The sequence below is a fragment of the Pseudomonas sp. HK3 genome (genome assembly GCF_052920985.1).
Map to the genome: position 1 here is coordinate 1,513,480 of NZ_JBREXD010000001.1, position 25,918 is coordinate 1,539,397.

Annotated in this window: 27 protein-coding genes and 1 pseudogene; 13 read left to right on the forward strand and 15 right to left on the reverse strand. The window is 44.0% G+C overall.

Features of this window, described 5'->3' with window-relative positions:
- The first annotated feature begins 43 nt into the window (after nt 1–43).
- Entirely contained in the window at nt 44–412 is a 369-nt protein-coding gene (locus ACU6U9_RS06995) for a hypothetical protein (RefSeq protein WP_446734322.1), read from the forward strand.
- 60 nt (nt 413–472) lie between these two features.
- Here ACU6U9_RS06995 and ACU6U9_RS07000 read toward each other — a convergent pair whose 3' ends face one another.
- From ACU6U9_RS07000 to gshB, 8 genes and pseudogenes are all read right to left on the reverse strand, one after another.
- Complete coding sequence (locus ACU6U9_RS07000; RefSeq protein ID WP_446734323.1) at nt 473–1,606, reverse strand: dihydroorotase; 1,134 nt, start codon at nt 1,604–1,606, stop codon at nt 473–475.
- Entirely contained in the window at nt 1,506–1,763 is a 258-nt protein-coding gene (locus tag ACU6U9_RS07005; protein WP_446734324.1) for a hypothetical protein, read from the reverse strand. Before ACU6U9_RS07005 ends, ACU6U9_RS07000 begins: the two co-directional genes overlap by 101 nt.
- Nucleotides 1,763–2,774 (reverse strand): annotated as a pseudogene (locus tag ACU6U9_RS07010) (aspartate carbamoyltransferase catalytic subunit). Before ACU6U9_RS07010 ends, ACU6U9_RS07005 begins: the two are co-directional and overlap by 1 nt.
- A gap of 4 nt (nt 2,775–2,778) precedes the next feature.
- Nucleotides 2,779–3,279: a bifunctional pyr operon transcriptional regulator/uracil phosphoribosyltransferase PyrR gene (gene pyrR, locus ACU6U9_RS07015; RefSeq protein ID WP_446734325.1), complete on the reverse strand. Its 501-nt coding sequence runs from the start codon at nt 3,277–3,279 to the stop codon at nt 2,779–2,781.
- Between the two features lie 88 nt (nt 3,280–3,367).
- Nucleotides 3,368–3,820 (reverse strand): Holliday junction resolvase RuvX, encoded by a 453-nt coding sequence (gene ruvX, locus ACU6U9_RS07020; RefSeq protein ID WP_446734326.1) that lies wholly within the window; start codon nt 3,818–3,820, stop codon nt 3,368–3,370.
- A 22-nt stretch (nt 3,821–3,842) separates the two neighbouring features.
- Nucleotides 3,843–4,397, reverse strand: a complete 555-nt coding sequence (locus tag ACU6U9_RS07025) for a YqgE/AlgH family protein (protein ID WP_446734327.1) — start codon at nt 4,395–4,397, stop codon at nt 3,843–3,845.
- A 3-nt stretch (nt 4,398–4,400) separates the two neighbouring features.
- On the reverse strand, nt 4,401–5,276 hold the full coding sequence (locus ACU6U9_RS07030; RefSeq protein WP_446734328.1) for an energy transducer TonB: 876 nt from the start codon (nt 5,274–5,276) through the stop codon (nt 4,401–4,403).
- Between the two features lie 95 nt (nt 5,277–5,371).
- Nucleotides 5,372–6,328, reverse strand: coding sequence for a glutathione synthase (gene gshB / locus ACU6U9_RS07035; protein ID WP_446734329.1), 957 nt, complete (start codon nt 6,326–6,328; stop codon nt 5,372–5,374).
- 194 nt (nt 6,329–6,522) lie between these two features.
- On the opposite strand from gshB, the gene pilG reads away from it, so the two are divergent.
- The 11 genes from pilG (at nt 6,523) to ACU6U9_RS07090 (ending at nt 19,672) form a co-directional block, all read left to right on the forward strand.
- Nucleotides 6,523–6,903 carry a twitching motility response regulator PilG gene (gene pilG / locus ACU6U9_RS07040; protein WP_283788940.1) on the forward strand — a complete coding sequence of 127 codons (381 nt, stop codon included), beginning with the start codon at nt 6,523–6,525 and terminating at the stop codon, nt 6,901–6,903.
- A gap of 52 nt (nt 6,904–6,955) precedes the next feature.
- A complete protein-coding gene (pilH, locus tag ACU6U9_RS07045) occupies nt 6,956–7,327 on the forward strand; it encodes a twitching motility response regulator PilH (RefSeq protein ID WP_446734330.1) in 372 nt (123 codons plus the stop codon).
- Nucleotides 7,324–7,854 (forward strand): chemotaxis protein CheW, encoded by a 531-nt coding sequence (locus ACU6U9_RS07050; RefSeq protein ID WP_446734331.1) that lies wholly within the window; start codon nt 7,324–7,326, stop codon nt 7,852–7,854. Before pilH ends, ACU6U9_RS07050 begins: the two co-directional genes overlap by 4 nt.
- Before the next feature lie 71 nt (nt 7,855–7,925).
- Entirely contained in the window at nt 7,926–9,959 is a 2,034-nt protein-coding gene (locus ACU6U9_RS07055) for a methyl-accepting chemotaxis protein (RefSeq protein WP_446734332.1), read from the forward strand.
- 13 nt (nt 9,960–9,972) lie between these two features.
- On the forward strand, nt 9,973–10,830 hold the full coding sequence (locus ACU6U9_RS07060; RefSeq protein ID WP_446734333.1) for a CheR family methyltransferase: 858 nt from the start codon (nt 9,973–9,975) through the stop codon (nt 10,828–10,830).
- Nucleotides 10,831–10,859: 29 nt separating this feature from the next.
- Nucleotides 10,860–12,014, forward strand: coding sequence for a hypothetical protein (locus ACU6U9_RS07065; protein WP_446734334.1), 1,155 nt, complete (start codon nt 10,860–10,862; stop codon nt 12,012–12,014).
- Entirely contained in the window at nt 11,989–17,211 is a 5,223-nt protein-coding gene (locus tag ACU6U9_RS07070; protein WP_446734335.1) for an Hpt domain-containing protein, read from the forward strand. Before ACU6U9_RS07065 ends, ACU6U9_RS07070 begins: the two co-directional genes overlap by 26 nt.
- Nucleotides 17,208–18,245, forward strand: coding sequence for a chemotaxis protein CheB (locus ACU6U9_RS07075; RefSeq protein WP_446734336.1), 1,038 nt, complete (start codon nt 17,208–17,210; stop codon nt 18,243–18,245). Before ACU6U9_RS07070 ends, ACU6U9_RS07075 begins: the two co-directional genes overlap by 4 nt.
- The gene (locus ACU6U9_RS07080) at nt 18,226–18,564 is read left to right on the forward strand and encodes a chemotaxis protein CheW (RefSeq protein WP_446734337.1); all 339 of its coding nucleotides are present in this window, start codon (nt 18,226–18,228) and stop codon (nt 18,562–18,564) included. The genes ACU6U9_RS07075 and ACU6U9_RS07080 overlap by 20 nt, the downstream gene beginning before the upstream one ends.
- Entirely contained in the window at nt 18,557–18,709 is a 153-nt protein-coding gene (locus ACU6U9_RS07085; RefSeq protein ID WP_446734338.1) for a hypothetical protein, read from the forward strand. Before ACU6U9_RS07080 ends, ACU6U9_RS07085 begins: the two co-directional genes overlap by 8 nt.
- 192 nt (nt 18,710–18,901) lie before the next feature.
- Nucleotides 18,902–19,672: a hypothetical protein gene (locus ACU6U9_RS07090; protein WP_446734339.1), complete on the forward strand. Its 771-nt coding sequence runs from the start codon at nt 18,902–18,904 to the stop codon at nt 19,670–19,672.
- Between the two features lie 29 nt (nt 19,673–19,701).
- On the opposite strand, the gene ACU6U9_RS07095 is transcribed toward ACU6U9_RS07090, so the two are convergent.
- Both ACU6U9_RS07095 and ACU6U9_RS07100 read right to left on the reverse strand, forming a co-directional pair.
- Nucleotides 19,702–19,935 (reverse strand): RsmE family RNA methyltransferase, encoded by a 234-nt coding sequence (locus ACU6U9_RS07095; RefSeq protein ID WP_446735068.1) that lies wholly within the window; start codon nt 19,933–19,935, stop codon nt 19,702–19,704.
- A gap of 161 nt (nt 19,936–20,096) precedes the next feature.
- Nucleotides 20,097–20,825 (reverse strand): 16S rRNA (uracil(1498)-N(3))-methyltransferase, encoded by a 729-nt coding sequence (locus tag ACU6U9_RS07100; protein WP_446734340.1) that lies wholly within the window; start codon nt 20,823–20,825, stop codon nt 20,097–20,099.
- A gap of 52 nt (nt 20,826–20,877) precedes the next feature.
- On the opposite strand from ACU6U9_RS07100, the gene ACU6U9_RS07105 reads away from it, so the two are divergent.
- On the forward strand, nt 20,878–21,393 hold the full coding sequence (locus tag ACU6U9_RS07105; protein ID WP_446734341.1) for a glutaredoxin domain-containing protein: 516 nt from the start codon (nt 20,878–20,880) through the stop codon (nt 21,391–21,393).
- Nucleotides 21,394–21,527: 134 nt separating this feature from the next.
- Here ACU6U9_RS07105 and ACU6U9_RS07110 read toward each other — a convergent pair whose 3' ends face one another.
- From ACU6U9_RS07110 to metK, 5 genes are all read right to left on the reverse strand, one after another.
- Complete coding sequence (locus ACU6U9_RS07110) at nt 21,528–21,743, reverse strand: CDGSH iron-sulfur domain-containing protein (protein ID WP_446734342.1); 216 nt, start codon at nt 21,741–21,743, stop codon at nt 21,528–21,530.
- Between the two features lie 80 nt (nt 21,744–21,823).
- Nucleotides 21,824–22,660 carry a methylenetetrahydrofolate reductase [NAD(P)H] gene (metF, locus tag ACU6U9_RS07115; RefSeq protein WP_446734343.1) on the reverse strand — a complete coding sequence of 279 codons (837 nt, stop codon included), beginning with the start codon at nt 22,658–22,660 and terminating at the stop codon, nt 21,824–21,826.
- A gap of 165 nt (nt 22,661–22,825) precedes the next feature.
- Nucleotides 22,826–24,223 (reverse strand): adenosylhomocysteinase, encoded by a 1,398-nt coding sequence (gene ahcY / locus ACU6U9_RS07120; RefSeq protein WP_446734344.1) that lies wholly within the window; start codon nt 24,221–24,223, stop codon nt 22,826–22,828.
- Between the two features lie 52 nt (nt 24,224–24,275).
- Nucleotides 24,276–24,653 carry a four helix bundle protein gene (locus tag ACU6U9_RS07125; protein WP_446734345.1) on the reverse strand — a complete coding sequence of 126 codons (378 nt, stop codon included), beginning with the start codon at nt 24,651–24,653 and terminating at the stop codon, nt 24,276–24,278.
- Between the two features lie 43 nt (nt 24,654–24,696).
- Nucleotides 24,697–25,908: a methionine adenosyltransferase gene (gene metK, locus ACU6U9_RS07130; protein WP_446734346.1), complete on the reverse strand. Its 1,212-nt coding sequence runs from the start codon at nt 25,906–25,908 to the stop codon at nt 24,697–24,699.
- Nucleotides 25,909–25,918 lie beyond the last annotated feature (10 nt).

The following is a 25,918-nucleotide window of genomic DNA, read 5'->3' on the forward strand; positions in this document are numbered from 1 at the left end:
TTTCTTGCGGTGTTTTTTTATAGCTGAAAAACAGAGATGTATTATGAATAAAGTGGTATCGGCATTTATTGTTATCGTTTTGATTGGCTTGGCGTATGTTTTTTATCAGTATCAGATCATTGCATCTGAAGCCGATGAGCAAGTGGAAGACGACATCGTATTTTTAGAGAAAACGTATCGTGATAGAAACAGTGAAGCGCTGACAGGTGATCATGAAAAAGAAAAATATATTCAAACAGCACTGGTATTACAGCGCGTGAATGATGAACAAAAATTTGTGCGCTACTATCATAGTTTGTTTATTGAAAACGGCGTACGTAACTGTTTGCAGTCACAAATTATATACTTAGAAAAACAAACCACGTTGTTGAGTCAAAAGTGGCTACCAACAGACGAAGGCTGTTTGCCTTAAATAAAAAAGCCAAGCATTGATTCAAATACTTGGCTTTTCTAGTTCGTTTATAACGTTAAACTACGCTTTATAAACGATGTGACCACCATTGATCGTATGTGTTACTTTCCCAGTAAACGGTTTATCTAACCAAGGGTTATTACAGCCTTTTGATGCACACTGTGCATCATTGGTGGTGGTTTTGTATTGCATATCAACGATACACAAATCTGCTCGTTGTTCTATTTTAATGCAGCCTAACTTTTTATTGATTACAGCGGCAGGCGATGTTGTGATGGCCTTAATGGCAGCGTCTAAAGTTAGCTCGTTTTTCTCAACTAGATTTAACAATACTTGCGTGAAATTATCTAAGCTATTGATGCCGACTTCACTCGCAGAAAACGGCGCCATTTTTGATGCATGATCTTGCGGCGAATGGTTTGAGCAAATAGAAAGCTGCCCATTATTAACACCAGTTAATAAGGCTTGGCGATCGGATTCACTGCGATACACAGGGGATACATGCATTAAACTGTTGTAACCACGACAATCTTCATCGGTAAATACAAGGTTGCCTAATGCAACATCAGCGGTGACTGGTAGGCCATTTTTTTGTGCATCGACAATCATTTGTAATGCGCGTGCGCTGCTCACTCGACTAATGTGTAAGCGCACACCGGTTTCCTCGCATAAAATTAAATGCTGAGCGAGCGCGGATGTTTCAGCGCTAACCGGGACGCCAGCTAAACCCATTTGTGTACTGGCCGGCCCTTCATGCATGCAGCCGCCATGTGCCAGAGCATGATCAATGGGCGTCACCATGACGATAATATTAAAACCAGCGGCGTAGTTATAACATTGCTTAATGACGTGACTGTTTTTAAACGGTAATTCTAAGTTACTCAGAGCAACACATCCGGCGTCTTTTAAACCCGACATATTACTTAATTGCTCGCCTTCTAAATTGGCTGTCAGTGCACCCAGTGTGAGCACTGTGCAATGGCCAGCTTGCTTGGCTTTTTCTTGAATTAATGCCGCCACGGCTGCGCTATCAATAACCGGTTTGGTGTTGGGTGTGCAACATACGGTAGTAAAGCCAGATTGGGCGGCGGCTTTAATTTTCAGTGGCGATGGCGCCTTTTTGGCTAAAACCCGGCTCTGCCAAAAAAGTGTGTAAGTCGATAAACCCAGGAAATATTTTTTTACCGCTGGCATCGATAGTGGTATTCGCAACAAACCCTTGCGGGGCTGAGCCGATAGCAACGACCTGTTCATTTTCGATATAAATATTTATTACACCATCGATGTTTTGACCTGGATCAAAAACATGGCCACCGCTAATGCATAATTTATGTTGAGGCTGTAGTTGCATTATTGTGCCCCTTCTTGGCTTTGTTCTTGCAAGGCTTGTTCTTGGTTTTGACCCCCCATGGCCATTGCCATGACGGCCATGCGCATCGGTATACCATTGCTCACTTGTTTTAAGATGACACTTTGTGGCCCGTCTGCCACGGCGCTTTCAATTTCAACACCGCGATTGATTGGCCCAGGATGCATTACAATGGCATCGTGATTGGCGTAAGCGAGTTTTTCTGTGTTCAGGCCATACAAACGGTAACTACTCTGATTCGCTTGGCAGTAATGCGGTTTGCATACGTTCTTTTTGTAAGCGCAGCATGATAACCACGTCGACGCCTTTTAAGCCTTGCTTCATATTGTTAAACGCGAGCACACCTAAACTTTCGATGTCTTTAGGGATGAGTGTATTAGGACCGATCACACGCACATCCTGACAGCCAAGGGTTTTTAATGCGTAGATTTGTGAGCGGGCCACACGGCTATGTAATATGTCACCAACAATGGCGACCGATAAGTTTTCAAAGCCACTTTTTTCACGATGAATCGTAAGCATATCCAGCATGGCTTGAGTGGGGTGAGCATGGCGACCATCGCCAGCGTTAATCACGGCTACGTTTGGTGTCACGTGTTGTGCAATAAAGTGTGCAGCGCCTGAATCAGCATGGCGTACTACAAACATGTCTGAATACATGGATTCTAAATTCCATAAGGTATCCATTAAGGTCTCACCTTTGCTGGTGGCGCTGCTAGCAATATCTAAGTTTAAAATATTGGCGCTTAAACGCTTGGCGGCCAATTCGAATGTTGAGCGTGTGCGTGTTGAGTTTTCAAAAAATAAATTTACCACCGTTTTACCGCGCAACAACGGCACGGTTTTAACACTGCGTTCTTGTGTGCTGATAAAACTATTCGCGGTATCGATGATTTCACTGAGAATGTCTTTGCTTAAGCCTTCTGTGGTTAAGAAGTGTTTTAAGCGGCCTTCTTTATTAAGTTGAATCTGGCTTGGATCCATTGGTTGCATGCGATTAACCTTTCTTTTCCAGAGTCACAGTGGTCAGAGTTAAGGGGGTTGGCCCACTTAGTTTAATGCGTTGGTTAACGGCACGTTCAATTTTTTCACCTACTACGTCGGCTTGAATGGGCAGCTGGCGGTGACCGACATCTAACAGGCAGGCTAAGACAATTTTCTCAGGGCGACCGTAATCGAATAGCTCGTTCATGGCGGCACGAATGGTGCGTCCTGACATGATGACGTCGTCTACTAAAATAACGGTTTTGTTTTCGATGTCAGGTAGTTGTGAGCCTTTGACTTTAGGGTGCAGGCCATTTTGACTAAAATCATCACGATAAAAACTAATATCAAGCAGGCCAAGTTCACTGCTAATACGCAATTGTTCGTGCAGTTGTTTGGCGACCCAAGCCCCGCCGGTATGAACGCCCACCATAACCACGTTGTCTTGTTGGGCTAAGGGACTAAGGTCATTTACCATTTTAGCAATGAGTTGTTCAGGTTGTGGCAACGACATGTGTTCTCCTAAATCCAGTGCAACTGAATGCGTGGATCGAAAGCGATAATCGAGTTATTAGATGCCTTCGGCAATTGAGTAGGCTTAATTATAATGACGCATCTAATGGGTGTTCATGAAACCAAGATTCTAAAATAAATTGTGCTGCAAGGGCATCCACTGGGTCGGATTTATAATGACCTTTGTGTCCTTGAGCTTTGGCTTCTTCTTTGGCTGCAAAGGTACTTAAGCGCTCGTCAATAGTAAAGCTTGGTCTAGCGTAGCGGGCACATAAGCGGTTGCTGAATTTGTTAGCACGTCGAGCCATCTCACTGATGCTGCCATCCATATTAATAGGTAGGCCGACAACAAACGCATGAGGTTGCCACTCTTCCACCAGTTTATCGAGTTGTTCCCAATTCGGAATGCCATCGCGCGCATTGATACAGCCAATGGCACTGGCTGTTTCTGTAATACGCTGGCCCATGGCGATGCCAGTGCGTTTGGTGCCAAAATCAAATGCCATTATCGATTGGTATTTGTTACTTACAGGCGTGGACATAACAACCTTATTTTATAATGAATTACGCGTGACCAGATTGGCCGCTGAGTTGGCTTAAATTAATGCCCAATTTATTGGCGGCTTTTTTGGCGAGCTGCTCGCTGTCAGTGTGAAACAATAATTGTTCATCGGCCGGAATGGTTAGCCAGCTATTGTTGGCTATCTCTTCTTCAAGCTGGCCCGCGCCCCAACCGGCATAGCCTAGGCAAATAATACTGTTTTCAGGGCCGTCCCCGCTGGCAATATTATTTAAGATATCTTTTGAGGTAGTAAGGTGCACTTGATCAGTGACCATCATATTTTGAATATTTTGGTCATGGCCGTGATACAGCACAAAGCCTTGCTCCGGTGAAACGGGCCCGCCTTGCATGATATTCGGGTTGTTGGCGCTTGGATTAATATCCAGCTCATCTAAAATATCATTGAGTTGAATACCCATGGGTTTGTTAATGATTAAACCCATGGCACCTTCGTCATTGTGTTCACAAATGTAGCACACGCTTTGTTTGAAAAACGGGTCATCCAATAACGGCATGGCGAGTAAAAGGTGGTGCTTAAAATCAATAGATTCGGGCATTGATTAACTGTCGGTTGAGAACTGGGTTTGTTGAAATTGCCATGTTCGGATAATTTCTAAAATATCCGCTTGTTTGCGCATCTCTTCTGAGAACGGTGCAAAGGGCGCTGATAGGCGCACAATATGCTTAGCGGCATCGTCTAATACTTTATGCCCTGAACTTTCCATCACCTTAAGTTCGTGGATCGTTCCATCGGCTTTAACCGCTACCATTAAGCGTAGACTGCCGCTGATGTTTTGTCGTTTTGCTTCATTTGGGTAGTTTAAGTTGCCGATCTTTTCGATTTGGCGCAACCACTGGTTCATATAAAGCGCATCGCTGCTTTGGCGAGTCGATGTTGCCGTCAAACGACGTGTGCGCGGCGCTTTCGTGAGCGTTTGGCGTTGAAGGTCAAATTTTGCTTCTAGGCTTGCGATTTCTAAGCTGCGCTCCCAAAGGCTTTTTGTTTCGCCTTCTGGTAATTGCAGTGCTTTTAATTCTTGCTCAAGCTTATGACTTTGAACATTCGTGTCTGAAAGTAAGCTGGTAATGCTTTGGAAGCTTTGCTCATTTTTGCGCGGGGCGCTGGCGGTTTGTTGTAAACGCTGGGTTTTGCGGATTTCTTCTGCGGCGTAATCGGCATGTTCGGTAGTGGTCATTTCGGCGCGTTCAGCCAATGTGCCACTGCCTTGCTGATTCGCTTGCGCTAAAAAATCGGCTTCATCCGGGGCTTTACTATCAGCCGATTGCGCAAGGGTAATATCCAGTGTGGTGGCACTGTTGTGTTTTTCTGGGAGCGAGAAACCAATACCGAATATGATTAATAAATGCACCAGTAATGCCACAAATATGGCAAAACTAAAACGGTCATAATCATTTACTGCTGCGGTTTGACTCATGAATAACGGGCTCAATTAATTTCGGCTATTTTGCCTTAAGGCCAACTGAAAGGCTATGTTCAGTTGGCGAAAAGCAAAGGGCATTACTATTTGGGTTAGGCTTTGTCGTTTAGGCGTTTTTCAATGGCGTCCATTAACATCATCGCCACATCTTGTCCGCTGTCTCGGCTAATCTCACGCACGCACGTTGGGCTGGTGACGTTGATTTCGGTCAAATAATCGCCAATGACATCAAGGCCCACAAAAATTAACCCTTTTTCTTTCAAGACAGGGCCAATTTGATTGGCAATCCATAAGTCGCGCTCACTTAATTCTTGAGTCACGCCACGGCCGCCGGCGGCAAGATTACCACGGGTTTCACCTTGTGCGGGAATGCGGGCCAAACTATGTGAAACAGGTACACCATCAATCATCAAAATACGCTTATCGCCTTGTTTGATTTCTGGTAGGTACTTTTGAGCCATAATGCTTTCGTTGCCGTGATTGGTGAGCGTTTCGATAATCACGCTGACATTTGGGTCATCGGCTTTTAAGCGGAAAATAGATGAGCCGCCCATGCCATCTAACGGCTTGAATATGACGTCACCGTGTTCTTTGTGAAACGCCTTAAGACGATCTGGGCTTTGTGTTACCAGCACTTCTGGGCAACACTGTGGGAATGCAGTGGCAAATACCTTCTCGTTGCAGTCACGCAGGCTTTGCGGCTTGTTTACAATTAAGGTGCCTTGTTCTTCGGCTCGCTCAAGAATATAGGTGTTGTAGATGTATTCATTATCAAATGGCGGATCTTTACGCATTAGTACCACATCAAGACTAGCTAATGACTGCCAGCTGGCATCCCCTTTTTCAAACCAATTTTCTGGGTCCATTTTTACGGTCAATGACGCCATATTTGCAACGGCAGCACCATTTTCTAAGGCTAGGTCTTTGTCTTCCATGTAGTATAGCTGCCAGCCTTTACGCTGCGCGGCATCAAGTAATGCCAGAGAAGTGTCTTTTTTGAAGCTAATGGACTCTATTGGGTCCATTACAATGCCAACTTTGATCGTCATTTTTAGCGCACTCTAATGGTTGAATTGTTACCATTGTACATTGAAAATAAACAAAAATGTTCTAGCATCTAGTTCGCATTCGGCCCAAGTGCCTATAGAATGCGATGCACGAGTATGGTACAAAGACCTGCTATGTGACTATCAGGCTGGTCACAGACAATAAGAATACAAACCGACCTGCAATAGGCTGATTTATGGCGGACAATTTCGAAAATATTAAAGTGATGGTGATTGATGATAGTAAAACCATCCGCCGCACCGCTGAGACCTTACTCAAGAAGGTAGGTTGCAACGTGATTACGGCTACCGATGGTTTCGATGCATTGGCAAAAATTGCTGATAATCACCCAAATATCATATTTGTTGACATTATGATGCCCCGTTTGGACGGTTATCAAACTTGTGCCTTGATTAAAAATAATTCAAATTTCAAAGACACACCTGTGGTAATGCTATCAAGCAAGGATGGACTGTTTGATAAGGCAAAAGGGAGAATCGTTGGGTCAGATCAATATCTGACCAAGCCTTTCAGTAAAGATGAATTATTAGGTGCCATTCGCAATCACGTGAAATAACGTGGCGAGCACTTAGTTTAAATAATTAGTTATATATGAAATTGAGGTTCTTATGGCGCGCGTATTGATTGTTGATGATTCGCCCACTGAAACATTTACTCTGAAGTCCATGCTTGAAGCAAAAGGCTTTGAGGTGTTAACAGCAGAAAATGGAGCAGATGGTGTGGCATTGGCGCGTGAAGAACTGCCTGATGCTGTATTAATGGACATTGTAATGCCTGGCCTTAATGGCTTTCAGGCGACACGTCAGTTAAGCAAAGATGAAAAAACAGCCCACATTCCGGTTGTTATAGTGACCACCAAAGACCAAGAAACCGATAAGGTTTGGGGTCAGCGTCAAGGTGCTAAAGGTTACTTGGTTAAGCCAGTGTCAGAAGATGTATTGGCTAAAACCATTCAAGGTGTAATTGACGAGGCTCAATGATGGCACCTTTTGCACTACTTCAAGATATCGCTTCTCGTTGCCGCTCCCATGCGGCAGACCTGCCTTCAAAAATTGAAGCAGTTGAGAGTTGGCGTGGAGTAGGCTTTATTCTGGCAGGGCGTCGCTATGTAGCGCCAATGTCAGATGTGAGTGAAATTTTAACAGCGCCTAAGATGACGCAAATACCCGGTGTTAAACATTGGGTGCAAGGTGTCGCTAATGTTCGTGGGCGTTTGATTCCGGTGATGGACCTAGCTGCATTTTTAGGCGGGCGTCAATCATCGGGTCGCAATAAGCGCACATTGATTATCGAAAAGGGCGATCTATTAAACGGGCTAACCGTAGACGCTGTTTTGGGTATGCAATATTTTCCTGTTGAAAGCAGACAAGATTCGCCTGATTTGGATGTTCCAGAACAGGCAAAGGCTTTTATCTCTGGGGCTTACCTTAGAGATGGAGAGTTATGGCCAGTATTCAGTTTTGAAGAACTGGCCAATGATCAAAACTATATGGATATTGCTGTATAGTAAGTACCTACTACATACTGTAGTGATAAAACTAGAATAATTGGCAAGTACCGATTGCGGAGAGTTTATACATGAAAGCGAGTGCGGGCAGTGCAATCCTGTCGACTTTACTGAATAACACGGCACGACTGGGTTTTATGGCAGCCTTCGTAGTATTTATCTTGGCGTTCCTTGGTATTACCATTTTCGTTCAGTATAAGTCGGATCAAGATAAGCAGTACATTTCTCACTCTGGTGAGTTACGGGTACTTTCTCAGCAGATAGCAAAAAACGCCGTTGAGGCGGCTGCTGGTAAAGAAGAGGCCTTTAAACTACTAGGGGCTGCACGTACTAACTTTGAAACTCGTTGGGGTTATATCGCCAATGGTGATGCGAGCTCGGGTTTACCTCCTAGTCCGGTTGATGGCATGGCGGATATGCAATCCCTTTGGGCCGATGTACGTGACAGTGCTGACCGAATTGTTGAAACTCGTGATACGGTACTATCGCTACACGAAGTAGCCGCGACGCTTTCTGAAACGATTCCACAGTTGCAGGTCGAATACGACGAAGTTGTAGAAATCTTACTAGACAACGATGCACCCGCCGAACAGGTTGCGGTAGCACAGCGTCAGTCATGGCTAGCAGAGCGTATCGTTCGTTCTGTTAACAAAGTATTGTCCGGTGGTGATGATGCGGTAATGGCGGCAGATAGCTTTGGTCGAGATGCTAACTTATTCGGTCGAGTATTAAGTGGCATGATCGAAGGTAACGTGGCAATGAACATCCAGCCCGTTAAAGACGGCGAAGCCGTTGACTCCCTTGCTGAAATCTCTGAGTTATTTGAATTCGTAGCCGGTTCTGTAGATGAAATTTTGGAAACGTCTCCTGAGCTTTTCCAAGTACGTGAATCTGCAAACAACATCTTCAATTTATCTCAAGCCCTATTGGGTAAATCATCTGAATTAACAGAACTGCATGCTGATCGCGCGTCGTCATGGGGTCTATTGCAATTGATTGGTTATGTATTGGCTATTTTGGCACTGGCAATGTTGGGTGCAGTTGGTTTCATTACTTATCAAGAAACGCAAAGTACATTAAGAGAAGAAGAAACTAAAAACGAAGCTAACCAAATGGCGATCCTACGTTTACTTGATGAACTAGCTGACCTTGCAGACGGTGACTTGACCACACAGGCAACCGTAACTGAAGACTTCACGGGTGCGATTGCTGACTCCATCAACTTCGCGATCGACCAAATGCGTGCGCTGGTAACAGCAATCAACGAGACAGCGGTACAGGTTGCATCGGCAGCACAAGAAACTCAGTCTACTGCTATGCACTTAGCAGATGCTGCGGAACACCAAGCACAAGAAATTGCAGGTGCTTCTGCTGCGATCAACGAGATGGCGGTGTCCATCGACCAAGTATCTTCAAACGCATCTGAGTCCACCTCGGTGGCAGAGCGATCAGTAATGATCGCGAACAAAGGTGCTGAAGTGGTACAGGCAACCATTAACGGCATGGATAACATCCGTGAACAGATTCAAGAAACGTCAAAACGTATCAAGCGTCTGGGTGAATCATCACAGGAAATCGGGGACATCATTTCCCTGATCAACGACATTGCCGACCAAACGAACATCCTGTCACTTAACGCTGCTATTCAGGCATCGATGGCGGGTGACGCAGGTCGAGGCTTCGCGGTAGTTGCGGATGAGGTACAGCGTCTAGCAGAGCGTTCAGCTGCGGCAACTAAGCAGATTGAAGCACTGGTTAAAACCATTCAGAACGATACAAACGAAGCGGTTATCTCGATGGAACATACAACTGCCGAGGTGGTACGTGGTGCTCGTCTTGCACAGGATGCGGGTGTGGCACTTGAAGAAATCGAAACAGTATCGAAAAACCTTGCAGACTTGATCCAAAACATCTCCAACGCTGCTCGTCAGCAGGCATCATCTGCAGGTCATATCTCTAATACGATGAACGTAATTCAAGAAATTACATCGCAGACATCTGCTGGTACAACCGCAACGGCTAAGTCCATCGGTAACCTTGCAGAAATGGCGACGAAACTACGTGAATCTGTAGCAGGCTTTAAGCTACCTGAATCTAACGTTTAAATAGGTGTCGGGTGTGTCGCAGACAGGGTGGACGTTAAAAGCCCTGCCGGAAATGAACGAACAACAGTTTTTGCTTTGGCGAGAACTGTTGGAAGCTCGAACCGGCATATATATCACAGAGCAGCGAAAGTCATACTTGCAGTCGAGCTTAATGCAGCGAATGCGGGAAATCTCTTGTGATAATTACCAAGAATATTATGAGCGTATTGTTCACGGCCCTATGGGGAATATAGAGTGGGCAAATTTGGTGGATCGTTTAACGGTACAAGAAACCCGTTTTTATCGAGACCCAGCTGCGTTCGAATATGTGGGCAAGTACATTCAAGCTCACCAAGCTAAATTTACCAAAAAAAATCCGCTGGATATCTGGAGCGTTGGTTGCTCTAGTGGTGAAGAGGTTTACACCTTAGCCATGTTGGCCAACGAAAAACTGGCTGATGATAAGCGTGATTATTTTATGGTAACCGGAACCGATATTAGCGTCCCGGTATTGAATAAAGCTCGTCAAGGCGTGTTTGAACGCAGGCGTTTAGCCACCTTGCCCGAGTCGTATCAAGGTAAATATTTTAAGCAGAACGAAGACCAAGAGTCTGGTTTGACGTCTGAGATAAAGAAAAATACCTGCTTTGCGCAGGTGAACATTTTGCAGTTAGATAAAGTGGCAAAAAGTACACGACACATTATTTATTGCCAGAATGTTTTAATATATTTTCGCCATTGGCGCCGTCAGGAAATACTCAATCACTTAGTTGATCGATTAGCTCCAGGGGGATTACTTTTAATTGGTATGGGCGAGATGCTGGATTGGCAGCACCCTGATCTTACGCCAGTTAGAGGTGAACAAATCACCGCGTTTATTAAGCGTGTTTAGTAGAAGTATAACTAGGATGCGGAGCCACTATGGGCGATCGCCATGATTATGTAGCCCTTGATTGGGTTAAAGGCGAAATAGAAGAAGTCTTAAAGCAGGCTCAATATGAATTAGAAGCTTATGTTGAAGCTCCTGATGATACTGCACGCCTTAAGTTTTGTTTGACGTATCTGCATCAAGTGCGTGGCACCTTGCAGATGGTCGAATTTTATGGCGCCGCCATGCTGGCTGAAGAAATGGAAGCCGTTGTGCAAGCTATGCTGGATGACTCTGTGAGTCATGCGGCAGAAGCACGCGAAGTCTTAATGCAGGCAATTTTACAATTGCCTAATTATCTTGATCACATCAAATTAGGTCGTCGAGATTTACCGGTTGTCTTACTGCCGGTACTTAATGACCTGCGTGGCGCTCGTGGTGAAAGTCTTTTATCTGAAACCTCCCTTTTTCAGCCAAGCTTAAAAGAGGTTGAGCCGTTAAGCGAGAAACAGCTGCGTCAGTTTTCTGATAAACAGTTTCTAGATATCTTAAAAAAGCTACGCCAGATGTATCAGGTTGCTTTGCTAGGTGTGCTAAAAGGCAAAGATACACAACACAATTTAGAGTACTTGCAGAAAGTCAGTATTCGTTTAACCAAATTATTCGCAAGCACTGCAGCTGAATCATTATGGTCAGTGGCCAGTGCGGTATTAGATGGCTTATTGCATGGCGGCATTCGTTCAAATAGTGCGGTTAAAGAACTATTAAAACAGCTTGAGCCAGAGCTTAAAAACGTTGTGAATAATGGTCCACAGGCCATTGAGCAGCAACCAGAAGAGCTTCTAAAGAATCTATTGTTTTATGTGGCTCGCTCTGAAAAAGCCACAGATAAAATTACTCAAATTCGCAATGAATACAACTTAAGCGATGCACTGCCTTCTTCAAGTGAAGTGGATGAAAACCGTAAAGCACTTGGTGGCCCAGATAAAGCCACTATGGGCTCTGTGGCGTCTGCGTTAATTGAAGAAATCACACGCTTAAAAGAAGAGCTAGACCAATTAGTTCAAGACAAAGTGGCGCAGCCTTCTCAGTTAGCGGGTTTAGTGCCTGGCTTTAAGCAGATTAGCGACACAATGGGCATGCTTGGTTTAGGCGTGCCGCGTAAAGTTATTCAAGATCAGTTTGATATTGTTAAAGGTTTTGATTGATAACAATAAAACAGCGGACAATACTCAGTTAATGGATGTTGCGGGTGCCTTATTATATGTTGAGGCCACACTGGTTGGTTTAAGTGACCGCTTTAGTTCCAATCAAAATGATTCCGCACAAGAGCATCAATTAGGCGAAGCACAAAAAGTTGTATTAAAAGAATCGAAAAACTTTATTGAGCAAGTAAAAGACCTGGTTGTTGAATATGCAACTAAACAGGGTGAATTATCCTTGCTTGGTGAAGCCGCGGATCTGCTAATGAATTTACGTGGTACCTTAATTATGGTGCCGCAAATGGAAGCCGCTGACATTGCGCGCTCATGTTCTAATGTCTTGCACCAACAGGTTGATGCACAAGAGCGTCCTTCTGATGCTTTATTAGATGGATTAGCGGAATCACTCAGTGGCATTGAGTATTTTCTTGAGCGTTTAGAAGAAAATAATCACGGCGATAGTTCTGATATTTTATTACGAGCCCGTAACGCTATTCTTCCATTTGTATCAACGCAAGACGACACTGCCGCTGATGTACAAATTGTTGAAGATGCTGCCGATTCAATACCCTCAGCTGAATTGACTGAATCTGAAGAGACAGCATTCGATACACCTGAGGAGTTGACCTTAAATGATGACGAATCTCAAGACGAGAATATTGAGTTTAGTTTACCTGTCGAAGATGACACAGTTGAAGCAGATAGCACGTTTACATTTGAAGTAGACGAAAGCGATGATATCGATGATGAGGCCAAAGAGGCACAAGCTTTAAACGAGCAGTTTAATGAATCATTGCAAGGTCTTGAAGAAGCGCCGCAAGATGATGATGATTGGAATATCGTCATTGATGATGCCTTTGAAGTTGAAGAAACAGAATATGTAGAGCCAGAAGCCGCGGAGCAACCTAAAGTAGAAGAAGTTGCGGCCGTAAGTCGCTTTGAAGATGATGATGATGACTTAATTGACGATGAAATTATCGAAATTTTCTTAGAAGAAGCGCAAGAAGTATTAGAAACGATAGAAGAATCTTGGCCTGCATTTAAGGCTGATAATAACGATAGTGAAGCGCTTGCAACCACGCGCCGTGCGTTCCATACCTTAAAAGGCAGTGGCCGAATGGTAGGCGCAGAAGACATTGGCGAAACGGGTTGGGCGATTGAAAACATGTTCAATCGTCTCTTGGACACCAGTATTCAATTAAGCGAACCGTTTATTGATATTGTTGACTTTGTTGTCACACAAGTGCCTCAGCTAATTAGTAATTTTGAAAAGCGTCAGCCAAGTGATATTGACGTGAAGCTGATTCAAGAATATGCCGACGCCATTTCTAAAGGTGAAGATGTAGCCCCTTGCCATGAGGTCATGTCTGCTGCATTAGAGGATGATCTCGAACAGGCGCAGCAAGCTCAAGATGATGTGGTCGATGAAGAAGATGACACTGAAAACTCAGCCAGCTTAGACCCTGCGTTATTAGAAGTGTTTAGTTCAGAAGTCGAATCTCACTTGAAAGTGGTTCAAGAATTTATTGATGCTGAGCAAAGCAGCGATTATAGCTCGCCTATTACCGATGAATTACAGCGTGCACTGCATACCTTAAAAGGCAGTGCGCATATGGCGCACATTGAATCCATCGGCGACATTGCTGGCGTACTGGAACATTTTGCAAAAGATCTACGTGCCTATCATGTCGAAACCACGGCAGAAATCATTCACTTGTTTATCCGTGGTAAAGATTTAATTGATGAAGGCTTTGCTCAATTAAGCACAAACCCTTTCGGTAAAATTGCGGGTAGCGAAGACATTACCGCAGATGTTCAGCGTTTAAGTCAGCAGCTTATTCAGCAGTTTCATCAAAAACTAGGCACTAACACCAGCCGTAATAATGTTGACCCTCAAGTGCTGTCAATTTTCTTATCCGAAGGTATGGATATTTTAACGGACGTAGAAGAAAGCCTAGAAAATTGGCAAAAAGATCCAAGCAAAACTCAATTGTTAGATGGCATTATTGATGAGCTGCACACCTTAGAAAAAGGTGCACAGATGGCGGACTTATTGCCAATAGTGAGCTTATGCGAAGCGTTACAAACCGCTTATGGCCAAGTTGAGCAAGTTTCAATTGCTGCAGATGATCCATTTATCGATATCATTAAAGACGGCCACGAAGGCCTACTAAATATGATGGACATGGTCGCGGCTAGTCAGGCGGTTGTGCCAGAAACTAAATTGGTTGCACTACTGACTCAAGCGACGAAAGATGCTTTTTCTTCTGCCAGCGATATCGCAGAAGAGCCAGCAGAGCCTGAAGAAAATGAAGCAATCGAGTTAGAGTTACCGTCTGTTGATGTGACGCCTGCGCAAGCGCAAGGTGATATTGATCCAGAGCTTTTGGATATCTTTCTTGAAGAAGCGCAAGAATTAGTGGATTCCATCAGTGCATCGTTAGATGCATGGCAGAGCGATAAAGATAATTTAATTCAAGTGGCAGAACTACAGCGTGACCTTCACACCTTTAAAGGTGGTGCACGCATGTCTGAGATCGACGCGATTGGCGATCTTGCTCATGAATTAGAAGACTTGTATGAAGGCTTGAGTTTGGGCCGGTTATCAACGACGAATCAGTTGTTTGATTTATTGCATCTATGCCATGACCGTTTAGCTGAAATGGTTAATGCACTTGCTAATCAGCAAACGATTAAATCTGCACCTGAATTAATTACAGCGATTCAATTATTTATTGCGGGCGAGTCATTAGAGCTCCCAAGCGACGAACTTACGCTCGAAATTGATGCACCCGTTCAAGAAAATGCAGCGGATCAGCCTGAAAGCATTTCTGTTGCTACGATGGCATTGGATGCAGACGAAGAAGTGGTCGAAATCTTCTTAGAAGAAGCTGAAGAGCTGATGGAAGAATTGGACGGGTTCATTTTGCAATGGCAAACTGAGCCAGATAATGTTGCGCACAATGAATCGATACAGCGCGTACTGCATACCTTTAAAGGTGGCGCGCGTATTGCGGGTTTAAGTGAGATCGGTGATCTTGCCCACAACATGGAAGATGAGCTACAGCATCGTTTGATGAAAAAACAAGCGGCTGATGATGCCTTGTTTACAAGCTTACATCAGCAATATGACTTAATAGCGAGCCGTATTGATAGCGTTCAACTTTGGTTAAACCAAGGTGCTCATGGCGAAATAGAAATGGATGTTGCGCCTACACCTGTTGATATTAAACCCCCTGTAGTTGAAAGCAAACAAAGCAGCAATGTGGTGTCGTTACCGGTTGCCAAAGCAAGCGTTCAAGTCAAACAAGATCAAGAAGCAATACAGGCTCAAGCGGCTTCACAGGCACAGCAAGCTCGTATTCAACCGCAAGAGATGATTAAAGTACCAGCCGAACTGTTAGATGGTTTGGTTAACCTTGCCGGTGAAACCTCTATTAGTCGTGGTCGATTAGAAAATCAGGTTACCGATTTCTCTTATACGCTAGAAGAAATGGACTCAACACTTGATCGTCTTAAAGATCAGTTGCGCCGTTTAGATATCGAAACCGAAGCACAAGTTTTGTTCCGTCGTGAACAGCAAGGGCCTGATTACGAAGATTTCGATCCATTAGAAATGGACCGTTATTCTCAGTTACAGCAGTTGTCTCGTTCGCTTGTGGAATCGGCATCGGATTTAATTGATATTAAATCAACACTATTAAACAAAACAAAAGACGCCGAAACATTATTGCTGCAACAGTCGCGAGTAAACACCGAGCTACAAGAAGGCTTGATGAAAACGCGCATGGTGCCGTTTAGTCGTTTGGTCCCTCGTTTGCGTCGTATTGTGCGTCAGGTTGGCCAAGAACTGGGCAAGCAAGTTGAACTTCACGTAAGTAATGCAGAAGGTGAAATGGACAGAAGCGTATTAGAGCGCTTAATTTCACCACTAGAGCACATGCTACGTAACGCGGTTGACCATGGTTTAGAAGCCCAAGAAAAACGAGCCGCGGCTGGTAAGCCTGAAACCGGTAACATTTATTTAGACCTATCCCGTGACGGTGGTGACGTTGTATTGCGTCTGGCTGATGATGGCGCGGGTGTGAATTTAAAAGCGGTGCGTAATAAAGCCATCGAACGTGGCTTATTAAGTAGCAATACAAAATTACCAGATCAAGAAATTCTGCAATTCATCCTACAGGCGGGCTTCAGTACCGCAGAAAAAGTCACGCAGATTTCAGGTCGTGGTGTGGGTATGGACGTTGTAAACAGCGAAATCAAACAAGTTGGCGGCACCGTTGTGATTGATTCACAAGAAGGTAAAGGCACGGAGTTTGTGATTCGCTTGCCATTTACCGTATCGGTTAACCGTGCCTTGATGACCAAAGTGGGCGAAGCATTATTTGCGATTCCACTTAACAGTATCGAAGGTATCGTGCGAATTAGTGCGAAAAACTTATTAGAGTTATACAAACAAGATAAGCCCGTTTATCACTACGGTGGTCGTGAATATCAATTGGAGTATCTTGGTAACCTACTACGCGATGAAAATATCGTGCGCCTAACTGACAGCAACACACCTATGCCGGTTGTGTTAGTTCGTGGTTCGCAGCCAGCGGCGATTCAGGTGGATACCTTAATGGGTTCACGTGAAATTGTGGTGAAAACATTAGGCCCTCAGTTTAACTCGGTACTGGGTGTCTCCGGCGGCACCATCTTAGGTGATGGTAGCGTGGTGATCATTCTTGATCTGCCAAACATGATGCGTCATGTGAACAGCCTAGAATACAAACAACATATTGAGCTTGAGCATGAGGCGGAAGCCCAGCTTATCAGTGCTAACAATGGCATTACCTCTGTATTGGTTGTTGATGACTCGGTGACGGTACGTAAAGTAACAACGCGTTTACTTGAACGTAATGGCATGGAAGTGCGTACGGCGAAAGACGGTATTGATGCACTTGAAGTCTTGCAAGATCACATCCCTGATGTGGTGTTACTGGATATCGAAATGCCACGCATGGACGGCTTCGAAGTGGCCACGCAAATGCGTCACCACTCGGTGCTAAAAAATGTGCCGATCATTATGATTACCTCCCGTACGGGTGATAAACATAAAGAGCGTGCAATGAGCATCGGTGTGAATGAATACTTAGGTAAGCCATTCCAAGAAGACATCTTATTGGGCGCGATTAAAGAGATCACAGGTAAAGATCAGTGAGCGAGAACAGCTCGTTAAAGCTGGCAGTCGTGGCAGAGGACTCATTACATATTCACCAATTGCGCAGGGCCATAGAAGACTTTGGCTGTGAGGTGATTAGTTTGAGTCCACAAAGCCTGCAACTTAAAGGCTTTGATTTAGATGTCTCGGCTTGGTTGGTTGATTTACGTGAAGACGACGAGCTCCTTGATGCGTTTTGCGAATTAGATCAGCCTGTTTTACTCGGATTCGAAGCGGCCCCCTCACCACAAACACCTGAATACCCCCGCTGGGAAAAACGCCTTTACGCAAAATTGAAAACCCTAATAGGCGAAGACTTTAATATTTCTGGCGATACCCAAGCCAGCATTATCGCCATTGAACAATTAGCACCACACGCCGTTGCCATACCATTACCTGAAACATTAACAGGCGATAGCGAAAACCAAGCCCGCAATCTATTTGTTATTGGCAGCTCACTTGGCGGCCCAGAAGCAGTCAAAGCCTTTTTAGATGTACTGCCAAAGGGTTTACCCGTTGGCTTTGTATATGGCCAGCATATTGATGCACAGTTCGTTCAAGTATTGGCGCAAGTGTTGGGTCGACATTCACACTTTAAATTACGCACTGCTGAACAAGATGTGATGATTCGTAACGGCGAAGTCTTGATTGTGCCTGCTGATAAAGAGGTGGGCTTTAAACAAGGATTGGTGCAAATTTATGATCGTCCTTGGCCTGGCCCTTATGGCCCGTCAGTTGATCAATTGATTGTTAATACCTTAAAAGGTTTTCCACAGGCCGGCGTTATTTTATTTAGCGGTATGGGAAACGATGGCGCCGAAGCAATATCGCAAATTAAGAACCCGGATACGCAAGTGTGGGCGCAAAATAGTGAAACCTGTGCCAGCGCGGCCATGCCAGATGCGTCGCGAGAAACCGGTGCGGTTAGCTTTAGTGGCTCACCACAACAACTTGCTCAACACTTAGTTGAACATATCAATCAATTAGAAACCCAACGCTTGGTGGATACCTCTCATGAAACAACTGACAAGTGACCAGCAAACAAAAGAGGCTTTGCCTTGTTTATTAATCCCGATGCAAGGTGGTCGTATCGTTTTACCGAACGTCACCATGGCCGAATTGATTCCGTATCAAGAACCGCAAGTGACGCCTGCTGATGCACAATGGATCGTCGGAGCTATCGAATGGCGCGGCACCATGATCCCTGTGATTTCTTATGAAGCATTTTGCGGTCAACGGTCAGGTCCGCAAGGACAAGATTTACGGGTTGCCGTTGTGAACGCCCCCAATGGTGAATCCGGGTGGTTTGCGTTTTTTTGGTTTGCTCACACAAGGCATTCCAAGTTTGATTAAGCTTGAAGAAGCCGCCATTAAAGAAAATCATAATGGCAACTTGTTAAAAGGCCAAAAAATGGCGGTTACATTAGAAACGGGCCACGCGGTGATTCCTGATTTAGATATGATTGAACAGGCGATTCTGGCTGAGAAGTGGCAGTAGGTTTCTTTTATATAGTTGTATCTTCGATGATAAAAAATAAGAAGCGGATGTGTTAAAACATATCCGCTTTTTTAATTTATAATGGTTGTAAATATAATATTCTCAAGTTAGGTGCTTATAGTTTTGGTCTATAATTATGTGGGTAGTAATTTGATATGATAAAGAGTAATTAATTTAATTGGCCAAACTGTTATGAAAAATATTAGCCTTAAAGATAGAGTTGAGTGTGAATGGTTGTATTATTTTTCTAAGTTTTCTGGCATATTTTTATCAGATATAAAGAAAACTGAGCAACCTGATTTTATCGTTGAAGTCGGTGGAAAAAAGATAGGGGTGGAGCTTACTCAAGCACATAGGTCGTTAAACAATTCAAAGCTTAAAGTAAGGCAAGTCGAGGTTGCGCAAGAAAAATTTTCTAAAGACATATTTCATGGGATAAGCCCACATATTCCATTGGAGGTATCATTCTCATATATTAATGATATTGCTGTTGATTCAATAGAAGAAGATAAAAAATCTATTATTCAAGCTATCAATGAAGTGTCTAGATTAATGACGAAGGGTGAAGTTAGAAGGTTGGTTAATTATCAAGAGTGTAAATTAAATGAAGATTTTTGTTCAGTTCTTCCCAGTTTTTTGGAATCTATTCAGCTTTTGAATGGCGGGCAAGAAACGTCACAACTAACTTCTAGTCGAATTTTGTTATTAGAAAGCTTTACAGAAAAGGATTTGCATAAAATTCTAAAATCAAAGCATGAAAAACTTAAAAATTATTGCGAGTGTGACGAGCAGTGGCTTGTAATAACATCTGGTTATCTCCCAGGCTCTTTTAACATGGAGATGAATTTGGTATCCCAAGCCTCAGTATTTAGTGGGATAGATTTATCTTTGCCAATTAGTACGGATTTTAATCGAGTTTATTTTTATCAATGGCCTTCAGACATATCATTACTTAGCGGATAAAAAATCTTAAGGTGTTTATCTGAGATCCCTCACTGACTCTGTAGTAAAGTCGCTGCCGTTAACGCCGTCGTTTCAGTTCGTAACACTCTTGGCCCAATTAATTCTGCTTTAAATCCTCTATCACAGGCTTGTTGAATTTCATCGTGCGATAAATCGCCTTCTGGGCCGATTGCAATTACAGCAGATATAACCGATTCAGGTGTGGTTTGATCAGTTATGTAGGATGGGTTAGATTGAGCGAAGCGAGATCGTAACCCATTAATTAAATGTTGGGTTACATTCGTGCCTCATTAACCCAACCTACGAGAGATGCAAGATTAGAATGGCTTCCTCTATGTTTTTGTCTTGCGTCCGGAATGACGGAAAAAATAATTTATTTGATTTCAATGTAACAAAGATTTTGCACCGACATCTGACACATCTTCTAAAAATCCCCCCACTGGCTCTGCAATAAAGTCACTGCCGTCAATGCTGCGGTTTCCGTTCGTAACACTCTTGGCCCAATCAATTTTGCTTTAAATCCTCTATCGCAGGCTTGTTGAATTTCATCTTGCGATAAACCGCCTTCTGGGCCGATTGCAATTACAGCAGATATAACCGATTCAGGTGTGGTTTGATCAGTGTTGCCTCTTGGGTCTAGTACCCATTTTTCATCGCCATTAACATGACCGATCCAATCTTGAAATTTAATCACAGGATTTAATTTGGGTAACACATCTCGACCACACTGCTCGCATGCACTGATGATGATGCCTTGCCATTGCTTGAGTTTTTTATCCATGCGTTCGGTATTGAGTTTAACATCGCAGTGTTCGGTCCATAGTGGTGTGATTTCAGTCACCCCTAGTTCCACTGATTTTTGAATGACCAGTTCCATTTTGTCGCCCTTTGAAAGGGCTTGTCCGACATGAATAGATAATGGGGATTCGTTGTTGTTTTCAATTTTTTCTTTGATTAATACCGACACTTTTTTACGGTCACTGTGTTCGATCACCGCTGAAAAGTGATGAGGCCCTTGGCCGTTAAATAAAATAAGCTCACGGCCTGCTTGCATACGCAATACTTTACCCACGTGATTCGCCGCACTTTCGTCTAAATAGACGAGAGTATGTTCACTAAAAGATTGGGCTGTGTATATTCGTGGGATTCTCATGTGCGCGTTAAAGGCCTAGGATTCATGGGGTGTTAAATATATAGTAGCAGTAATGATCTGTATTCCAAGACCTCTCAGGGAGGATAGCTGCACTATGGTGGAGTATAAACCAACACGGTTTAAGTCTGTAATTTTAATGCTAATGTCATTCATATTTATCGCGAATGTTTATGGTGAATTATATAAATGGACCGATGAAAACGGACGGGTGCATTACAGTGATCAAAAACAAGAGGGTGTGAATTTACAGGATATCAACGGTAATGTGAGTTCATATAAAGCCGTTACCTATGATGAAAGTCTGTTTGAACATTCGGAAAGGGTCGTGATTTACACGCGGCCTAGTTGCGGCTATTGCAATAAGGCAAAGGCGTTTTTTTCTAAAAATAATATTGCATACAAAGAGTATAAGGTTGAATCAAGTAACGTCGCTAAAAGAAAATATGCGCGCTTGAATGCCTCCGGTGTTCCGGTCATTTTTGTTGGTAAAAAAAGAATGAATGGATTTTCAGAACCTAAATTTGAAAAAACTTTTTGTAAGCAGCTAAACCCCTGTGAATTAAGCTGATTAATCCTGCATTTGTGGGAGGGCGCTCATTGTGCCCTTTGGGTATGCGCGCGATAAGTCTTAAGATAAGTTGTCGTGGCATACCCAAAATATCTGCTTTGCCAGCGGGGCGCTCTGAGTACTCTCCCACAGTGTTATCTAGAATGGCTGCCATCGCAAAATGGGGCTTTTTCAGTGTCTTTACACGCGCACAAAAATTTCGCTTCGGTTTTCTCAGCGGTAAATTTCATCGGTTGATAAGGCGTACCTTTATGGCTGCCATCACAAAATGGCTGGGTTTTGCTACGACCACATTCACACCAAAAATAGGTTTTGCCCGCTTCTAGTTCGACTCTGATTGGTTGGCGCATAGAGATTCCTGTGAAAAAAGGAATGAGAGGTAGGTAGATGAGAAATCATGTTTCCCATCTACTATTCTATGGTTAACGACCTACCAAAGACCTAGGTTTTTCCAAACATTCATGCATGGGTCTGCTTGGTTTAGTGTGTAGAAATGCAAGCCAGGTACATCATTCTCAACAAGGTCTTCACACATTTGTGTGATGATTTCTTCGCCAAACTTCATGATGCTTTCACTGTCGTCGCCATAAGCTTCTAGTTGCTTACGGATCCAGCGAGGAATTTCAGCGCCACACGAATCGCTGAAACGCGCTAATTTGGTGTAGTTGGTAATGGGCATAATGCCTGGCACGATTGGAATGTCGATGCCCATTTGCTCACAGCGATCTAAAAAGTAAAAGTAGCTATCAACATTAAAGAAATATTGTGTGATGGCACTATTTGCACCGGCATCCACTTTGCGTTTGAAGTTTAAAAGATCTTGTTCAAAGTTTTTGGCTTGTGGGTGCATTTCTGGGTAAGCCGCGACTTCAAGATGAAATTTATCACCATGCTCAGCTCTTATCAGTTCAACTAATTCGTTGGCATATCTTAATTCGCCCGCACTGGCGGCCATGCCAGACGGTAAGTCACCACGTAGCGCGACGATTCGTTCAATGTCATTTTGTGCGTAGTGATTCAGTAAATCTTTGATGTTCGCTTTGGTTTCGCCGACACATGATAAGTGTGGCGCTGTACCAATGCCTTTTTCATTCATGCCGATAACGGTGCTCACCGTATGTTCACGTGTGGATCCGCCGGCGCCATAGGTCACCGAGAAGAAGTCTGGGTTGAGTGCGGCCAGCTTATCGCGTGTTGCATATAATTTGGCAGTCCCTTCTTCCGTTTTGGTTGGGAAGAATTCAAAGCTTAAACGGAAATTATCCATGTGGGGTCTCGGTGCTGATGCGTTGTCTGATGCTATTGTAGGTGCACCAGTAGGTAATTCAATTGAAAGCTCGTGACTTTGTTAGATGAAGGACGAGAGATGTAAGATGAGCGGTGTATTTGCACACCTCTCATCTCCCGTGTCACATCTTACAGCGCGAAGCGCTTAGTACTTGTAGCTTTCTGGTTTGTATGGGCCGTCAACCGGTACGCTAATGTAGTCTGCTTGGGTTTTGGTTAGTTTGGTTAGTACGCCACCAAACCCTTCCACCATGTCTTTTGCGACTTCTTCGTCTAATTTTTTAGGCAAAATTTTCACATAAACGTTTTCAGCTTTTTCAGCTTCTGGTAAATCAGCGAATTTCTTTTCGAACAAATACATTTGCGCTAATACTTGGTTGGCGAATGAGCCATCCATGATGCGGCTTGGGTGACCCGTTGCGTTACCAAGGTTAACAAGGCGACCTTCAGATAGCAGGATCAAATGATCATCGCTTGCTTTGTCACGGTATACTTTATGGACCTGTGGTTTGATCTCATCCCATTCCCAGTTTTCACGCATGAACGCGGTATCGATTTCGTTATCGAAGTGACCAATGTTACAAACGACGGCACGGTTTTTAAGTGCTTGAAGCATGTTTTTGTCACATACGTTTACGTTACCTGTGGTGGTGACGATTAAATCGGTTGTGCCTAAAAGCTGTTTGTTAATGCCTTCAAGAGTGCCTGTGTTGATGCCGTCGATGAAAGGTGAAACCACTTCAAAGCCATCCATGCACGCTTGCATCGCACAGATAGGATCCACTTCGGTTACTTTTACGATCATGCCTTCTTGACGCAAAGAAGCCGCAGAGCCTTTACCCACGTCACCGTAACCCACAACCAATGCTTTCTTACCAGAAAGAAGGTGGTCAGTACCACGCTTGATGGCGTCATTTAAAGAATGGCGGCAGCCGTATTTGTTGTCGTTTTTCGATTTAGTGACGGCATCATTTACATTGATGGCGGGTACTTTAAGCTCGCCTTTTTCCATCATCTCTAATAGGCGGTGAACGCCCGTAGTGGTTTCTTCAGAAATACCGTGGATATCTTTTAGCAGCTCTGGGTATTTGTTGTGAACCATTTCAGTTAGGTCGCCACCGTCGTCAAGAATGATGTTGGCATCCCACACTTTGTCGCTACCAGTTTCAGCAAGAATGGTTTGCTCGATGCACCATAGGAATTCTTCTTCTGTTTCGCCTTTCCAAGCGAACACAGGAATACCCGCGGCTGCGATAGCGGCGGCTGCGTGATCTTGCGTTGAGAAAATATTACAAGAAGACCAGCGTACATCGGCACCAAGGTCAACCAAGGTTTCGATTAATACTGCGGTTTGAATGGTCATGTGGATGCAACCCATGATCTTAGCGTTTGCTAATGGTTGCTCTTCTTTGTATTTACGACGAAGGGCCATTAGGGCTGGCATTTCACCTTCGGCGATTTGAATTTCTTTACGGCCGTAGGCAGCGTCCAGTTCGAACTGTTCTGGGGTTTTGGCTGCAACTTTGTAGTCTGTAAATGACATTGTACTTCCTCTGGTAAGTGAGAGACGAGAGACGAGAGACGTAAGACGGTGCTTAGTAACTCGATTCGTTTTCTAGTTTTCGTTTTAGGCTTCGGATTAGTGCAGATAGTTTTGCAAAGACCTTGTTACATTGAGCAAGAGTCGTCTCTGTTTCTGCATGGAACCCTAAGCGCTGGCATATCTTTATTTGAGTCTCTAGTTCAGCGAGTGAGCCTCTAGAGATAATTAAAAATCTTAAATAATCTTTTGTTGTATCCCTTGCAGCGCCTTCTGCAATATTAGACGGGATACTGACAGCCGCACGCTGCATTTGTGAAATGAGTCCAAACTTTTCAGAATGGGGAATAAATAAACAAAACTCATAGATTATCTCTACTAAGTTCATGGCGTCTTGCCAAACTTGTAAATTCTCGTGTAGTCGCGGTGTCATCCTTGAACCCTCGTCTAACACCTCTCATTTCACATCTAACGACTTATAGCCCTGCTGCTTTTTTTAACTCTTCAATTTTATCCGTACGCTCCCAAGTGAACGCCGTAAAGGTTTTGGTTTTTTCTTCGCCACGTTCAACATACGTGTAAGACGCTTCAAACGGTTCACGACCAAAGTGACCGTAGGCTGCTGTTATTTGGTACATTGGGTTTAATAATTCTAGCTGGTTTTGAATGGCGTATGGACGCAAATCAAATACAGCACGAATCACCTTGGCTAGCTCGATGTCGGTTAATTTACCAGTGCCAAATGTATTTACAGAAATAGAGGTCGGTTGTGCGACACCAATGGCGTAAGACACTTGGATCTCACAGCGATCAGCGAGGTCAGCCGCGACGATGTTTTTGGCCACATAACGGCCCATGTACGCGGCTGAGCGATCCACTTTTGATGGGTCTTTACCCGAGAACGCACCACCACCATGACGAGCCATGCCGCCATAAGTATCAACGATAATTTTACGGCCTGTTAAGCCCGCATCGCCCACTGGGCCGCCGATGACAAAATTGCCGGTTGGATTAATGTGGAATAACGTATCTGAGGTTAACCAGCCATCAGGGAAGACTGGCTTGATGATGTGCTCTAGTACTTCAGCGCGCAGCTCTTCTAATGAAATAGACGGATCATGCTGGGTAGATAATACAACCGCGTCGACTTTGGGTGAGTCGCCTTCATAGTTGATAGTAACCTGAGACTTAGCATCAGGGCGCAACCAAGATAAGGTGCCGTTACGACGTAGCTCTGATTGGCGTTGAACTAATAAATGCGCGTAATAAACCGGTGCAGGCATTAAGTTAGGGGTTTCGTTGGTGGCATAACCAAACATTAAACCTTGGTCGCCAGCGCCTTGGTCTTCTGGCTTAGCACGGTCAACCCCTTGGTTAATATCAATCGATTGCTTACCAATGCCATTTAGTACGGCACACGTGGCGCCGTCAAAGCCCACATCTGAACTGTTATAACCAATGCCGGTAATCACATCACGTACGATGTCTTCTAGGTCAACGTAACAAGATGTTGTGACTTCACCTGCAATCACCGCCATACCTGTTTTAACCAACGTTTCTACGGCTACACGAGCGTAAGGGTCGCGAGCGATAATGGCATCTAATACCGCATCACTGATTTGGTCGGCTACTTTATCCGGGTGCCCTTCAGATACAGATTCCGATGTAAAAATAGAATATTCGCTCATGAAATTTTTC